The organism is Bacillus sp. X1(2014), assembly GCF_007678255.1.
This window is the reverse complement of record NZ_VEED01000018.1, coordinates 1-13,642: the sequence shown is the minus strand read 5'-3', so window position 1 is coordinate 13,642 and position 13,642 is coordinate 1. Positions and strand designations below refer to the sequence as shown.

16 protein-coding genes and 1 pseudogene are annotated in these 13,642 nt (G+C 35.8%); 15 read left to right on the top strand and 2 right to left on the bottom strand.

Going from position 1 to position 13,642, the window contains the following annotated elements:
- The first annotated feature begins 91 nt into the window (after positions 1-91).
- A complete protein-coding gene (locus tag FS608_RS23835) occupies positions 92-790 on the top strand; it encodes a YjjG family noncanonical pyrimidine nucleotidase (protein ID WP_144555049.1) in 699 nt (232 codons plus the stop codon).
- A 49-nt stretch (positions 791-839) separates the two neighbouring features.
- Here FS608_RS23835 and FS608_RS23830 read toward each other — a convergent pair whose 3' ends face one another.
- Entirely contained in the window at positions 840-1,382 is a 543-nt protein-coding gene (locus FS608_RS23830) for a hypothetical protein (RefSeq protein ID WP_260871799.1), read from the bottom strand.
- Between the two features lie 237 nt (positions 1,383-1,619).
- Here FS608_RS23830 and FS608_RS23825 point away from each other — a divergent pair, with 237 nt between their 5' ends.
- The 10 genes and pseudogenes from FS608_RS23825 (at position 1,620) to FS608_RS23780 (ending at position 9,520) form a co-directional block, all read left to right on the top strand.
- Positions 1,620-1,922, top strand: a complete 303-nt coding sequence (locus FS608_RS23825; RefSeq protein WP_144555048.1) for an Ada metal-binding domain-containing protein — start codon at positions 1,620-1,622, stop codon at positions 1,920-1,922.
- A 408-nt stretch (positions 1,923-2,330) separates the two neighbouring features.
- Complete coding sequence (locus FS608_RS23820; RefSeq protein WP_144555047.1) at positions 2,331-2,615, top strand: ArsR/SmtB family transcription factor; 285 nt, start codon at positions 2,331-2,333, stop codon at positions 2,613-2,615.
- Between the two features lie 66 nt (positions 2,616-2,681).
- Positions 2,682-4,019, top strand: coding sequence for an MFS transporter (locus FS608_RS23815; protein WP_144555046.1), 1,338 nt, complete (start codon positions 2,682-2,684; stop codon positions 4,017-4,019).
- Between the two features lie 138 nt (positions 4,020-4,157).
- A pseudogene (locus FS608_RS23810) lies at positions 4,158-4,241 on the top strand (GNAT family N-acetyltransferase); the annotation flags it as partial.
- A gap of 216 nt (positions 4,242-4,457) precedes the next feature.
- Complete coding sequence (locus FS608_RS23805) at positions 4,458-5,165, top strand: DUF421 domain-containing protein (RefSeq protein WP_186328877.1); 708 nt, start codon at positions 4,458-4,460, stop codon at positions 5,163-5,165.
- Between the two features lie 109 nt (positions 5,166-5,274).
- The gene (locus tag FS608_RS23800; protein ID WP_144555044.1) at positions 5,275-5,613 is read left to right on the top strand and encodes a YmaF family protein; all 339 of its coding nucleotides are present in this window, start codon (positions 5,275-5,277) and stop codon (positions 5,611-5,613) included.
- 250 nt (positions 5,614-5,863) lie between these two features.
- The gene (locus FS608_RS23795; RefSeq protein WP_144555043.1) at positions 5,864-7,030 is read left to right on the top strand and encodes a YsnF/AvaK domain-containing protein; all 1,167 of its coding nucleotides are present in this window, start codon (positions 5,864-5,866) and stop codon (positions 7,028-7,030) included.
- A gap of 356 nt (positions 7,031-7,386) precedes the next feature.
- The gene (locus FS608_RS23790; RefSeq protein ID WP_144555042.1) at positions 7,387-7,701 is read left to right on the top strand and encodes a hypothetical protein; all 315 of its coding nucleotides are present in this window, start codon (positions 7,387-7,389) and stop codon (positions 7,699-7,701) included.
- A gap of 145 nt (positions 7,702-7,846) precedes the next feature.
- Entirely contained in the window at positions 7,847-8,278 is a 432-nt protein-coding gene (locus FS608_RS30920) for a hypothetical protein (protein ID WP_144555041.1), read from the top strand.
- Between the two features lie 321 nt (positions 8,279-8,599).
- A complete protein-coding gene (locus tag FS608_RS23780; RefSeq protein WP_144555040.1) occupies positions 8,600-9,520 on the top strand; it encodes a DNA/RNA non-specific endonuclease in 921 nt (306 codons plus the stop codon).
- Between the two features lie 954 nt (positions 9,521-10,474).
- Here the strand turns inward: FS608_RS23780 and FS608_RS23775 are convergent.
- Complete coding sequence (locus FS608_RS23775) at positions 10,475-11,020, bottom strand: helix-turn-helix domain-containing protein (protein ID WP_144555128.1); 546 nt, start codon at positions 11,018-11,020, stop codon at positions 10,475-10,477.
- Positions 11,021-11,191: 171 nt separating this feature from the next.
- Here FS608_RS23775 and FS608_RS23770 point away from each other — a divergent pair, with 171 nt between their 5' ends.
- The 4 genes from FS608_RS23770 to FS608_RS30530 all read left to right on the top strand — a co-directional run bounded on the left by FS608_RS23770 (position 11,192) and on the right by FS608_RS30530 (position 13,507).
- The gene (locus tag FS608_RS23770; RefSeq protein WP_395947821.1) at positions 11,192-11,386 is read left to right on the top strand and encodes a PLDc N-terminal domain-containing protein; all 195 of its coding nucleotides are present in this window, start codon (positions 11,192-11,194) and stop codon (positions 11,384-11,386) included.
- Positions 11,383-12,288, top strand: a complete 906-nt coding sequence (locus FS608_RS23765; protein ID WP_144555038.1) for an ABC transporter ATP-binding protein — start codon at positions 11,383-11,385, stop codon at positions 12,286-12,288. The genes FS608_RS23770 and FS608_RS23765 overlap by 4 nt, the downstream gene beginning before the upstream one ends.
- Positions 12,285-13,073: an ABC transporter permease gene (locus tag FS608_RS23760; protein ID WP_144555037.1), complete on the top strand. Its 789-nt coding sequence runs from the start codon at positions 12,285-12,287 to the stop codon at positions 13,071-13,073. Before FS608_RS23765 ends, FS608_RS23760 begins: the two co-directional genes overlap by 4 nt.
- A 284-nt stretch (positions 13,074-13,357) precedes the next feature.
- The gene (locus tag FS608_RS30530; RefSeq protein ID WP_186328876.1) at positions 13,358-13,507 is read left to right on the top strand and encodes a hypothetical protein; all 150 of its coding nucleotides are present in this window, start codon (positions 13,358-13,360) and stop codon (positions 13,505-13,507) included.
- The last annotated feature ends 135 nt before the right edge of the window (positions 13,508-13,642 follow it).

Genomic DNA, 13,642 nt, shown 5'->3' with positions numbered 1-13,642 from the left:
ACAGGGAAGGTTCTATGGGGTCAAACTTATGGCACCTGGCGTTTTTCTACGTTAAAATATAAACGTATGAATGGTCAAAGGGGAAATGATCTTGAAAAAATATCAAACCTTACTTTTCGATGTTGACGATACGTTATTAGACTTTACTGCCGCTGAAGCGCTAGCCTTAAATCTGTTGTTTGAAAGTCAGAATATCCCGCCAACTAAGGAAATGGAAGACAATTATAAAAAAATAAATCAAAGACTGTGGAGTTTGTTTGAAGAAGGAAAAATATCCCGAGACGAAGTGGTCAATACCCGTTTTTCCCTTTTATTTAAGGAAATGGGTCAACTGGCAGACGGTGTTTTTTTAGAAAAAAACTATCGGGGCTATTTAGAGGAAGGCCACCAATTAATCAGTGGTGCGTTTGAATTGGTTTCTGTACTACAAAACCACTATGAATTATACATTGTCACAAATGGTGTTTCAAAAACACAGGATAAGAGATTGCGTGATTCCGGTCTTCACCCGTTATTCAAAGGAATCTTTGTCTCGGAAGATACAGGTTTCCAAAAACCAATGAAGGAATTTTTTGATTATGTGTTTGATCGAATTCCTAATTTTTCACCAGAACAAACTTTAATCATCGGTGACTCTCTAAGTTCTGATATTAAAGGCGGACAGCTTGCTGGGCTTGATACTTGTTGGTTCAACCCGAATGCCAAACCAAACAACACTGGTATTTTTCCTACCTATGAAATCCATGATTTGAATGGGCTGTTTACAATTTTAAATTTAGAAAAAAGATGATTGATTAAAACAATAGCCGTCATGTGACTTTTCACATGACGGACTTTTTTTATTTATTGTGGGGTGAACTGTTGAGGCTTTCCGTTTGTTCACCAGAGGACTCACCAATTTCATCACTTGCTTCTTCGACTGTGTCCATTTTTTTGTTCTTCGTCTGAAAAATATCTTTAGATACGGTGTTAAGCTTATTAACAAAGCGATTAAACCCAAAACCTACAAAGAAAGCAATGCTAATCGGAGCATAAGGAGTGTCTTGATAGTCCGTAAATTGAATTAAAAGGATCCCGCTTTGGATAATAGTGACAGCCACGACTGCCGTACCGGTAGCAAATATAGGATAAAAAATATACATAATCCATTTTCGATAATCATGTAACTCGTCTTCCATATAGTGAGTACAGAACATGTATAGATGTCTAAGGGAACCGCCAATGGCACCAGCGAAAAAATAATACAAAAAGATTTTGATATCAGAAATGAATGGAAGAAAATTTTCCAGTGCACCGGTACCCAACATGCCGACCGCAAGGAAACTGCCAAAAAACAGAAGGGAAAGGTATGTCAAAATAACTGCTTTTAACCATCTCTTCATTCGTGACACCTCCTACTTGTTGCCATCCTATGTAGTTGCAGTTTAAAATGTCACTGGCTGACAAATTAAAAGACAAAGGTACCTTGGCCATTCATTGACGTTTATATCAATTTGGAAATTTTCGATTCATAGAGGGCTTATATCATTTTTTGTAGAATTATTTTAAAGGAGTATATATAGTTGTTTGCATTCATTTTAATGCTCAAACGATATCTATGAGGAAGTGGGGAAATTGATATGGAAAAAACTAGTGTGGGTCTCAACGAACAACAAGAACTAAAAAAATACAAATTACTAGGTGCGGATCGCAAACTTTTCGTGAGTGATTCTCCTGGAACTTATGGTGGCCATAAAGGAACCAAAATTTACGGACGAATGGACTGTAGAACAGCATTACGTGCGCTTGAAAGAGGAGGCTATGAGAAGTATCGAGTGTTTTTTGCTGACGAGCAAACAGCCATTGCAGCAGGATATCGACCATGCGCGGTTTGTCTTCCTGACAAATACGCCATCTGGAAACAGCAAAACATGAAAAAGTAATGGATTCATCATTTGTTGTAATCTAGGTTAGATTAAGGTGAAAATAAATATTTTTCACATAGAATAGTAAACAACGAAAGCAATCGTATTTGCTAGATTTGTTTTGGCAAGAAATTAGAGTTATTTACAATTCAACCTAATCGTCGTACAAAAGGAGGCATATGGAACGCTAACTGGTTCCGTTATCTATCGCAAACATTAAAAATGCTACTTTAAATGAGTGCCGAATTGGATGCTAATTTGCCACTCATTTTTTATTGATGTATAACGATTTGTGCGGAAATTACGCAAATATTTGTATAGTAAAATGCACCCCAACTGGTTTGATAATCTGTGCATCCCTGCCAAATCCAAGAAAGTATTCGGCAAAGAAGTTGACAATTTGAATTCTAATAATATAATAGTCATATGACTTTAGAACAAAACGATATGCAACGAATAAAAATATTTAATGCCTTAGCAGATGAAAAAAGGATCGCAATCATCCGCTTATTGTATTACGGAAACAATCGCCCGATGTGTACGGATATAGGAAGGAGTTTAGGCGTAAGTAAGTCCAATGGTTCCTATCATTTAAAAATTTTATCCGAAGCAGATCTGGTGAAGATTGACCGTGAGGGTGTCATAAAATATGTCTCATTAAATGAGGAGACATTCACCCGCTATTTACCTGGGTTTTTGGCTACACTTTAATGTAGCCTCCTTTTTTGGTTATTAGTTCTAAAGTTTTATGACTTTGATACAATGGAGGAGAAATAGATGAATCAAAAAGAGAATAGGTTGATTATCACATTATGTTTAATCGTTTTATCCGGGGTAGCCAATTCACTTCTGTTTAATGTTGCCTTATTTGAAATGATGAATGGGCTTGAGGTGACAGCTTCCAAAATTAGCTGGGTGGTTATTTCCTATACTTTAGTGATTGCCTGTGGTTCGATTACTTATAGTAAGCTAGCCTCTTATTTTCAAATTAAAAGTTTGTTGATTTTTGGGATTAGTTTATTCGTTACAGGTTCCCTTATAGGGTACACGACGAATGATTTTATCGTTGTGGTCTTGGCCCGTATTATTCAAGCAGCGGGTGGTAGCTCGTTTATTGCATTATCCATGATCCTGACGAATCAGTATCTCACCTTCCCTAAACGCAATCTGGCTTTAACATTAATAGGTGCCTGTCTATCACTTGGTTCAGGAATAGGATTTTTGCTCGGAGGCTTCTTTACTCATTTTTGGGGCTGGCACTCCCTATTTTTATTAATGAGTATGGCTATTTTTACGTTGCTAGGAATTATTTTGTTTGTGCCCTCCGGATATGCCAATCATAAGAAGCTTACCCACCCGTTTGATTTTTTAGGCTTCCTTTATTTATTGACTTTTGTCGTGACGTTTATTTTAGGAGTCAAATTAAATGGATATTTGCTAATCATTACAGTTTTATCTGTATTTTTTATGGGGATCCATGGAAAACGTCAAGATGTCGGGATATTTATGGATCTGTCAGTTTTTCGATTCTATGCCTTTAATCGGTTCCTTTTGCTTAGTTTTATTAATAGTGCTGCCATGGTGGGAATTATTTTTCTTTTTCCGTTATTAGCAGGACAGCAGTTTCATGTCTCTGCTTTGAAAACTGGCTTTATTTTGGCGGGGATATCAATCTTTTCCTTTTTGTTGAGCTTCGTAATAAGACCAGCTATAACCCGCATCCAAGGGAATGGTCGATTGGTCGTTGCTGTCGTCTTTCAATTCATTGGATTTCTGCTATTAGCCATCTTTGGAGTAAACCAATTTGCAGTGGCTAGTGTTGGCGTTGCCCTTATTAATATAAGCTTTACAATCCTTACCATTGTCATCAATATTGATATTCCCCACACGATAAAGAAGGAAAAAAGTGCAATGGGGCTGGGGATCTATAACTTAATCAACTTTTTAGGAATGTCATTTGGCCCTTCAATAGCGAGCCGAATCCTAAACGTGACATCAAGTTTCAGCCTGAGCTTTGGATTTTTCGTTAGTCTATTACTTGTTGCATTGCTACTATCATGCGTGAGCAGCATTCCAGTCTCTTCAAGGAAGATAAAGCAGTCACGTCAACTGTAATCTTAAAAAACTGGTTAGATATTTTCTAGCCAGTTTTTTAGTGCTTAAAACCATTTGAATGGTTCTTTTAGCTTGGACGACTTTCATTCGTACACGGTCACAATAATTCCATCCATATTGTCACCTGAGATAGCCCTAGAAGGCATTGCAAAAAAAAACGCTAAGATAAACGGAAAGTGGGAAGACCATCAGGTTTTGGCCATCATTAATCCTAAAGATTAACTGATAAAGACACTTTGAAAATGTTGACTTCGTTAATTCAGATTGGAGTTGGCTGAGAAATTTGTTAATTAAAATGAAAGTACAATTCATTGTTACTTTCTTGCAACAATGCCTTTTTTACTGGTGTTTTTTGATAATGGAACGAAATCGTTATATTCCTACATAAAACTTAGAATACTAACAAAAAGGGAAGAACCCTTGAGGGGTGAAGCAGTTTTGGAAACATTATATCGTACGTTCATAATTTTTGTTGCGGGATATTTGTTTTTAAGGATTACTGGAAAAAAAGCTGTATCCCAAATGAACACTATTGATTTATTGTATATTTTTGTCCTTACAAATATTATCAGTACGCCCGTTGAGACTAGTAATGTATGGAAGTCATTAATCTATGCTGGAATCGTTGTGATCCTTTATAAAATTATTTTGCGTTTATCCTTACATAATCAATTAAGATGGCTTTTATATGAGCGTCCAATTGTGCTGATTCGTAACGGGGATATAGATCGAAAAGGACTGAAAAAGGCGAAGATGCCATTGAACGAATTATTGTCCAATTTACGAGTGAAAGGCTATACCGATACGCAAAACATTGCCTTTGCAGCCATGGAAGAAACAGGAAATATTAGTGTGATCCCGAAATCGCAATACAGACCAGTTCAACCGGATGATTTAAATTTAAAGGTAAAAAAAGAATACCTTCCAATTCCACTGATAATGGACGGTCAAATCATTTATCATAATTTAAAATATTTACAACTAAACCAAGGGTGGCTCATGAATGAGGTAGATAAAAAGGGAGAAAAAGTAGAGAATATTATGTTAGCAACTTTTTTAGAAAATGGAACGTTATTTATTGATAATAAGGAAATTAAAAATCATAAAAATGATCCTCGCTACTATAATCCTGGGAAAGGCAATTAATGAAGTTTAAATAACCCTTTTGCATGACATATTCTTATTTTTTGTAAATATCATAATAAAGCAGATAACTTACAATTTATATGCGAACTAATTGTGAAGGGGTGGGGGTATGGCTAAGATAGGAAAAGATGATTTTGTAAATGGGTTTGTTCCGCATCATAATCATGGTTCCGTTGATTACACCTCGATGGAGGCTGGGCATGTTCATCAGTGCTTAGATGTTACGTCTCCACCGATACAAACTCAGGATGGCAGCCATATTCATTATACTGAGGGATTTGTTGTTTTCGAAAACGGGCATAACCATCATTATAAAGCTTATTCAGGTCCGGCTATACCTGTTGGTAATGGAATGCATGTCCACTATTATGATTTTTATACATCAGAAGAAGATGGACATAAGCATCATGTTAAAGGTGTTGATCAGCCGGCTCCAGGAAATAAATAGATTGGCAGTGGGCTTCTAGATAATCAATAATGAAAATTAGCAGGATGAAGGGAAGGGTTTGGACTGGGTTCCAAATCCTTTTTCATTGTTCTGCGACCAAATTACACCTACATAATAAACATGTGACCCAAAAAAAATTGAACTTAAAAATGTAACTTTTCCATGTTTCTTCTGATGACTTCCGGGGTAGACATACGTTAGATGGGATGCCATTTATATCCCGCATTAGTATATTAGAGGAGGTATTAGTATGAGAATGGAAAAAAGAATCGTTGGAACCTTTAATTTAGAGTCAGAAGTCTTGTATGCGATTGAGGGATTGAAACGTCAGGGGCATAGTGAAACAGATATGATGGTGGTGGCAGAAAATAGAAGTAACATTCCATTGATTACTTCACATACGGGAGTAATGGTAGAAGCGGACATGCAAATGAGTACCTTAGCAGGTGTTATGATGGACAACTTTGTTACCATGATGACGGCAGGAATGGGCGGAAGGCCCGCAAGAACACTGTCCAGCAGACTTATTGAGAGAGGAGTGTCAGAAGTTACAGCAAAACAGTGTGAGGAGGAAATAAAAAAGGGGAAAATCACTTTGCTGGTCGATACGTATGGAACTTATGAAAGCCCTATTAATAAAACATATGAAACACAATATGAAACTGAAAAAACAAGATCAGTTCCGCTCAGTGAAGAACAGCTAGATATTACAAAACAACGTGTCCAAGTCGGAGAATTACAGCTTCGTAAAGAAGTAGTTGAAGAAGAACGAACTGTTCTTGTTCCACTCATGCGTGAAGAAGTATATATAGAGCGACGTCCTGTCATCGATGGAAATTATGACGGGCGCCCGTTTTCAGGGGATGAAATCATTCGTATCCCAATTACGGAAGAACGAATAGAAGTAACAAAAAGACCGGTAGTCGTTGAAGAAGTGATTGTAGGCAAAAGAAAAATACAAGAAACAAAGCAGGTACAGGATGTCATTAAAAAAGAAGAAGCACGGATTGAGCGTTCTGTCCCTTCGTCAATGGAATCATGGGCGCCGGTCAACCATTTGACTGATGTAGGACAAGAAGAAGCTAGTGATGAAAGCCCAAATAATTTGAGTGTGGAAGGAAATCCTGATAACACTACATTTGTAATGTCAGAGGATCAAACAGATGAAACCCGTGAAAAACGTACTGGCTCCGTCGCTATACAAGCCGAAAAAAATAAACCTGAATTATCTGCCAGTAAAAAAGACAAAACGAGCGGGGCTCTAACAGATTCTTCTGATATGAATAAAAATGACGGTGAAAGTTCAGTAGCGAATTCAGCAGCTTCTTTGAAACTAGAAGCAACTCAAAACAAAGAGGATTATATCAAAGAAGAGAAAAATAAAAATAACAAAAATATTAAAAATAAGCAGAAATAAAGAAAAAACACATCAAACTAAATAAGCTTGAATGTAATAGGAAGTCCTTAGAAACTGTATAATAAAAGCTGATTTTCAAAGGAATTGTTTGAATTATTAGCAAATTTTCTTCCGATCATCGATTATAGATCGATGATTCGAAATAAAAGTTTAAAGATTAAACGCTATTTAATGATGGAACAACGAAGATAATTTCAATTTGGTGAGAATGCTGACCGCTGCGGCGGTCTTTTTACTTGTTGTATTAACGAGGCAGGCTTGTTGAAGAAGGAAGACGGAACATCCAGTGCTGAGATATAATTTTGATATTGTGTATTTGCACTTTCCACTTATAAATTTGAAATGGAGAATAACTAATGTTTTGGAAAAGAAATAGAAACTGCAAACATACTTCATTTAAATTCGAAGCTGATTTTGTGGCGGATCCAATTTGGTGTAACGATTGTGGTGAGAATCTTGATATTGAGGATTTCCCTTTATCAGAAAATTTAAGGGAGGCACTATTGGAATGGGGATCGGTATATGGTAAATGGATTAAAACTAGAGGAAATCACAATGAAAAAGGGTTCGAATTATTTCAAGAGGTGAGGAAACTGTTAGGAGAAAAATATCCTATCATTTTTGTTCCATCTAAATCAGCAAAACTGTATATCATCTTGAAAAATAATTGAATTTTTTCTTCAGCAAACGGGTGCATTATTGGAACAACGGTAATGCCTTTTCTTATTGAAGTAACTGGCAGGTTACTTTAAGAATGATTATAATTGAATAAAGAACTTCAGAGGTGTTGCTGTTTCTTAATTAAGGAGGTATATGATGAAGTTTTTTATAAAGTTAAATATTATTAGTGCCTTATACGGTATAGCGTTGTTTATAGCAATCGAACTCATAATAAATGTATCTCATATTAGTATGTTAACTGGCTGGAAATGGGATAATGTTTACATTGTAATTGCTGCTATTAATGTTATTGGACTTCTACTTTCGACAATTTTATTCATTTACTTAACAAAAAAATGGAATATAAGTAGAAAATACAGCTATTTGTCACTCCTTTTGTGGGTACCATATTTTATTCTTTTTTTCTCTTTTTTCCCTGTTGTTTTTCCTATTAATGTAGGAGTAACACTATTTCCGAGATTTAGCCTTCTGATTTATGGGTCTGTCATTCTTTATCCAGTTTACATATTATTTATTAATATATATGCTTCACCTCTAAGTACAGATTATGAGGAAATAAAGCATTAATAATGCAGGTCACTTTTTGCAACTTATTCATCTCGCTTATTAATTAAAGGGTGCTTTAGTTTAACAAAGAGTCGTAGCTGCGGCTCTTTTTCTTGTTCCACTAACGGAAGCAGTTTAATGGAATAAGGAATTTTACCATAACTAGGTTAATAACATTATGGATTATATATAGGGAATATAAATTTGTTGGAGTTAAGATTATAAGGATTTCAGCTTTAGCTTAGAATCCTTTTTAAATTATATTTTATTCGTTTTTTGAAGTGTTTTAGCAGTATAATAGTCTTGGTTTTTTTACAGATATTTATAATAAGGGGATAATTCATGAAGAAATTAACTTACATATTTATGGCGTTTTTATTAGTGTTCCTTGCAGCTTGTTCATCAAATGAAACAACTGGCAAAGAGGTAGAAAAAACGAATAGAGAAAGTGGAGTCAGTCCAAGCGTTCCTGCCACTAGTACACCAACGATAACAAGTGGTAATGGCGACTTTGACTACAGTAAATATACACTAATTGTAGTAGATGGCGGAGATATGTCAGGTTCAAGAAAGCCGAATGTAAGAGTTGATGTCGGGTATGGCGACAGGGAATATTGGGCTTTTACAAATGAATACGGACAGCTAATCCGTGTTGAAGCAAAAAATATAACACTCCAAAATCCGAATACTGAACATGTTTTATCGTCTGGGAGATACTATTCTGATGAAGCAAAGGTTCCCGGTACAGAGAGTCAAGAATTAGATGAAGGGCATGTGATTGCTGACTCACTTGGAGGAGTATCTAACGCATATAACATTACACCTCAAGACAGCATTCTTAATAGGCACGGCGATCAAGCATATATGGAAAAAGTGATTCGAGATGCAGGAGGTTGTACAGATTTCGTAGCAGTGATTCAATATCCAAATACACAAACGCAAATTCCTAACCATTATAAATTCACATACAAAATTCAGGGCAGATCCATTATAGATGAATTTGACAATGTAAACCCAGATGAAGTGAACAAAAATTTAGGGGAAACGAAAGGTACGAGCAGTACCCCACCGAAAACAGACAATGTACCAGCAACCGAAACGGTAAGTAGTAATGAAGATGTTAGTAAGGTGGATACCAATCATAATGGAAGTGTTACGATCGCTGAAGCCAAAGCTGCTGGCTTTAAAATGCCCATTACGCGTAATTCATGGCTCTATAAATATATGGACGATCGGGATGGTGATGGACTAGTAGGTGAGTAAACAAATCGGCTATATACACATATAACACAAAAATGAAGAAAGGCTGCTATTTTTGGCAGCTTTTTCCTTTTTGTACTAACGGGGCAGGTGTGCGGCCGAGCCTAGGTCGTATCATATAGCGGGTGGGATTCCCGTCGAGTAAGAACTAGCCATTCGCTCGTAGCGAGTCTTGGAGGGGTAAAGGTAACTTTAGTCTTTAAGCGTAGACAGTTAGGTGGCGGGCCGAAAGCCAATTGGTTGAAGGGATTGAGCTCCATAATGTTAGTAAATCGAGAGGGCTGATGCTTTACCTGCAGCAGAAAGCTACATTTTTATCCTTCGTTAGGGGCAAGATGGATAAAACCTCTCTGGAGTCAGAGACCTTGGCACGTTACACATCGATATGATACGGCAACTCGGGAGACCCTACCGGTCTTTTCTTGTTAGAAGAGTATGGTGTACAAGCGATAAAAAGCAAGGAGACCAAATGCTGTGTAGGGAGTCGGATAGCAGCGTAGTACCAATGAAGTTGGGTAATGCCGATGGAGGAAGGGCTAGCTACCAGTTATCGCCCTTACTAGGGAAACATTTACTACACTCAGAGGTAGGGATAAATGGAAACAAAACTACTAAGGATAGCAGAAGTAGCAAAATCTCAATCTAAGAGATTAGCTACATTTTGTAAATGGTAACTAGGAGGAGCCGTGTGCATTAATAGTGCAAGCACGGTTCTGTGAGGGGGTGGAGTACAATCTACCGCAAGGTAGAAAGGCTCCCTTCTACTCGACTAGTGGAAGATGGGACCATAAAAAAGACCATTCCAAATGTTCTTTTTTATGGTCATAAATTTTTCAAGTATATTAAAGATCCTCAAATAGGGTTAATATAAGTTTGTTCAGAACACCTTTTTCTCGTAGAAGGACTAATGACTTTTCTTTTAACGATATTTGGCTAAAGAAAAGGGTCATGTCCTTTTTATGCATCTGGGATGATCGTAAAAGCGATTGTTCGAACTGGAGCATCTTTCCCATTGTTCTCGCTCGGAGCATGATAATATTTAGTCATTAATTCAGTTAATTCGTTCTCAAATTGTTTAAACCTCTCATCACTCATCTTTAATTCCACTAGAGAAAAAGTGGCACCATCCTCTGGACAGTTTTGATTTTCTAATTTTTCAAGGTAACTCTGATATTGAGACATAACTGATAATTGGTAATATGAGACATAATCAAGCTTCTCCTGATGAGATGCTTTTTTCCATTCCTGCACATTAACTCTAGCCTCATTTTCATTTAATGTGTAATATTTTTCAGACACAGATTTTACTTTTCTTTCTTTCATAACTCGGATAATACCTGCATCCAGCAAAATTTGTATATGTCGATAGAGTGTTGCTTTGGGTACTTCTTTAATAATCTCCACCATTTCTAAGGGTGTTAGACCAATTTCTTTATCCCTCATTAGTGCTTGTAAAATTTTCATTCTTACTGGATGCATTAATATTTCAACCTTATTAATCATAGGAATCACCTTATTCATTAGTTATTAATCTCATTATAAATAATGAGATTAAGTATTGCAATGCACTCGCTTTTGCATTATCATTATCAATAATGAGATTGAGATTGATGAGAAGAGGTGAATGGAGTGCAACTACACTATGAATGGGAAGACATAAAGCAAATTGATTTTATGGCTTTTATCCCTTTTATCCTGCCATTTATTGTTTTAGGTTCGTTATTGGTTTTCATTGCCTTACTGGATTTATTCCGTCATAGAAAAATGAGGAAAAATTTACCTATTTGGACGATGATTATTATTTTTATCAATATTATTGGTCCAATTCTATACTTTGTTTTGGGACGAAAGGATCGTGAGAGTTTTTGAAATTGGAGATTAGGAATGTAACAAAAAAATTCAAAGATAAAATCGCCGTAAATAATTTCTCTATGGAGTTGCAATCAGGAGAATGTGTCGGTTTAATAGGACCAAATGGCGCAGGGAAGTCCACATTAATAAAAGTAATTGTAGATATGATAAATCAAAATGCAGGCGAAGTTATGCTGAATGGGAAGAAAATATCAAAAATGAAAAGAGAAATTGGTTATTTGCCTCAGTACCCTGAATTTTTTAACTGGATGACAACGAAAGAAATGCTTATGTTTATGGGGCAGCTGTCTGGAATGAAAAAAGGAGAATTAATAAACTCGATACCTAAAATTTTGGCAAAGGTAGGACTTGAAAGGGAAGAAAACTTAAAAGTTGGGACATTTTCTGGCGGAATGAAACAACGTCTAGGTATTGCACAAGCACTTCTGCATAAACCTTCACTAATTGTGATGGATGAACCAGTATCTGCATTGGATCCAATCGGTCGAAGAGAGGTATTAAATCTTATTCAAGAAATTAAAAAGGAAACAACTATTTTATTATCTACCCATATACTAGGCGATGCAGAAGAAATATGCGAAAGATTTGTCATGATAAAAAATGGCTGCAAGATAGAAGATACAACTATTGCAGAACTATTAAACCGTAATAGTAACAACCAATTAAAATTAGAAATCTCGATGGTAAATCAAAATTGGATTGAAGATGTAAAAAAATTACCTTATGTGAAATGGGTTGAGGTAATTGGGAATAAAATCAAAGTAAAAGTCGAAAATATCGACAAAAACAAGGATATGTTACTTAAAGATGCATTGGAGAAAAGCGTGGACATAGTAAAATTTGAAATCCATCATGATACTTTAGAAGAAATCTTCATAAAATGGGTGATAGAAAAATGAATCGTATTATTGTAATGACAAAAAAGGAATTTGTTCAAATGGTACGTGAATTCAAAGTGATTTGGTTACCCATTGTCTTTCTACTTTTAGGTATAACTCAGCCAGTTGTTACCTATTATTTGCCTTCCATTCTAAAAACTTTAGGTGGTAGTCAGGGGATTACGATTGATTCGAGTTTTACAGCTCAGACTGGCGGAGAAATTCTAGCCAGCACATTAGGATCTCAATTTGATCAGCTTGGTATCCTAATTATTGTTATCTCAATGATGGGGATCATTCAATCAGATAAAGTTAATGGGATGTTAGGTTTTATTTTAACAAGACCGGTAAGGGTTCTTTCTTATATAGGTGGTAAATTGGTTTCAAATTATTTATTGATTTGTTTTAGTTTAGCGCTGGGATACTTTACTTCCTATTTATATGTTTACTACCTTTTTACGAGTGTGACTTTTTCCGACATAGTGGTCGCCTTATTGTTTTATCTTGTGTGGGTTTTATTTATGATTTCATTGACTACAATGATCAGTACCATTTTTAACAATCAGGGTCTAATTGCCTTGATATCGATCGTGTTCCTTTTGATTTGTAGAGTAATCGTGGGTTTAAATCCAGTTATTGATTTTGCCAATCCAGCAGTGATGAGTAAATTCGCAATGGAGGTCTTAATCACAGGATCCGTAAATTCGACCATTATTGGAAATCTATTCACATCGTTTTTTTGTATCTTACTGACGTTCCTTGTAACAAAATATTGGATTGATCATAAAAGGTGGAAACATGAATAAATAGAGCATATTAGAAATGAACAATATTAACAGAAAAATGAAGTGAAGTTAAAGAGAAAATAGAGTTATTGATCTATTTGTGAATTATTGTATTTAAAGTAACGGGGGCTTATGTTGAAGAATAGGGGTTGCTGCGGCATCCCTTTTTCTTGTTCAACTTACGTAGCAGGTTAGCTTAAGAAGAAACCATTATGGGTCATTCGAATAAAGCGATAAATTAAGCACAAAATGAAAAGGGTAATGAATTCCGTAATACTAATAAGAAGAAATGTAGGAGTGAAAGTATGGATAAGAACAAAGGGAAAACACCAAATGTATCAGGAAGTTTTCAAGTGATTGAAGACGACCGAAAAAAAACTATTGAGGAGTTGAGAAAAGATAACAAATTAGATGAAGAAACGGAATACTATGCACGAATTTTTATGGAAGAGTAATACTTGAAGGGCTGGCAGCTATTGCCGGCTTTTTTTGTTCTTCAACTAAAGAAGCAGTTTAGCATTCCTGTAGATCGTTATTTTTCGACTTTGAAAAAAATAGGACTCCTAAGTAAGATATGAGTATAGACACCA

What these genes read in the sequence shown, in the direction of transcription:
- FS608_RS23830 (WP_260871799.1), bottom strand. Translation starts at nt 1,382, where the DNA reads ATGAAGAGATGGTTAAAAGCAGTTATTTTGACATACCTTTCCCTTCTG.
- FS608_RS23825 (WP_144555048.1), top strand. Translation starts at nt 1,620, where the DNA reads ATGGAAAAAACTAGTGTGGGTCTCAACGAACAACAAGAACTAAAAAAA.
- FS608_RS23820 (WP_144555047.1), top strand. Translation starts at nt 2,331, where the DNA reads ATGACTTTAGAACAAAACGATATGCAACGAATAAAAATATTTAATGCC.
- FS608_RS23815 (WP_144555046.1), top strand. Translation starts at nt 2,682, where the DNA reads ATGAATCAAAAAGAGAATAGGTTGATTATCACATTATGTTTAATCGTT.
- FS608_RS23800 (WP_144555044.1), top strand. Translation starts at nt 5,275, where the DNA reads ATGGCTAAGATAGGAAAAGATGATTTTGTAAATGGGTTTGTTCCGCAT.
- FS608_RS23795 (WP_144555043.1), top strand. Translation starts at nt 5,864, where the DNA reads ATGAGAATGGAAAAAAGAATCGTTGGAACCTTTAATTTAGAGTCAGAA.
- FS608_RS23790 (WP_144555042.1), top strand. Translation starts at nt 7,387, where the DNA reads ATGTTTTGGAAAAGAAATAGAAACTGCAAACATACTTCATTTAAATTC.
- FS608_RS30920 (WP_144555041.1), top strand. Translation starts at nt 7,847, where the DNA reads ATGAAGTTTTTTATAAAGTTAAATATTATTAGTGCCTTATACGGTATA.
- FS608_RS23780 (WP_144555040.1), top strand. Translation starts at nt 8,600, where the DNA reads ATGAAGAAATTAACTTACATATTTATGGCGTTTTTATTAGTGTTCCTT.
- FS608_RS23775 (WP_144555128.1), bottom strand. Translation starts at nt 11,020, where the DNA reads ATGATTAATAAGGTTGAAATATTAATGCATCCAGTAAGAATGAAAATT.
- FS608_RS23770 (WP_395947821.1), top strand. Translation starts at nt 11,192, where the DNA reads ATGGCTTTTATCCCTTTTATCCTGCCATTTATTGTTTTAGGTTCGTTA.
- FS608_RS23760 (WP_144555037.1), top strand. Translation starts at nt 12,285, where the DNA reads ATGAATCGTATTATTGTAATGACAAAAAAGGAATTTGTTCAAATGGTA.
- FS608_RS30530 (WP_186328876.1), top strand. Translation starts at nt 13,358, where the DNA reads ATGGATAAGAACAAAGGGAAAACACCAAATGTATCAGGAAGTTTTCAA.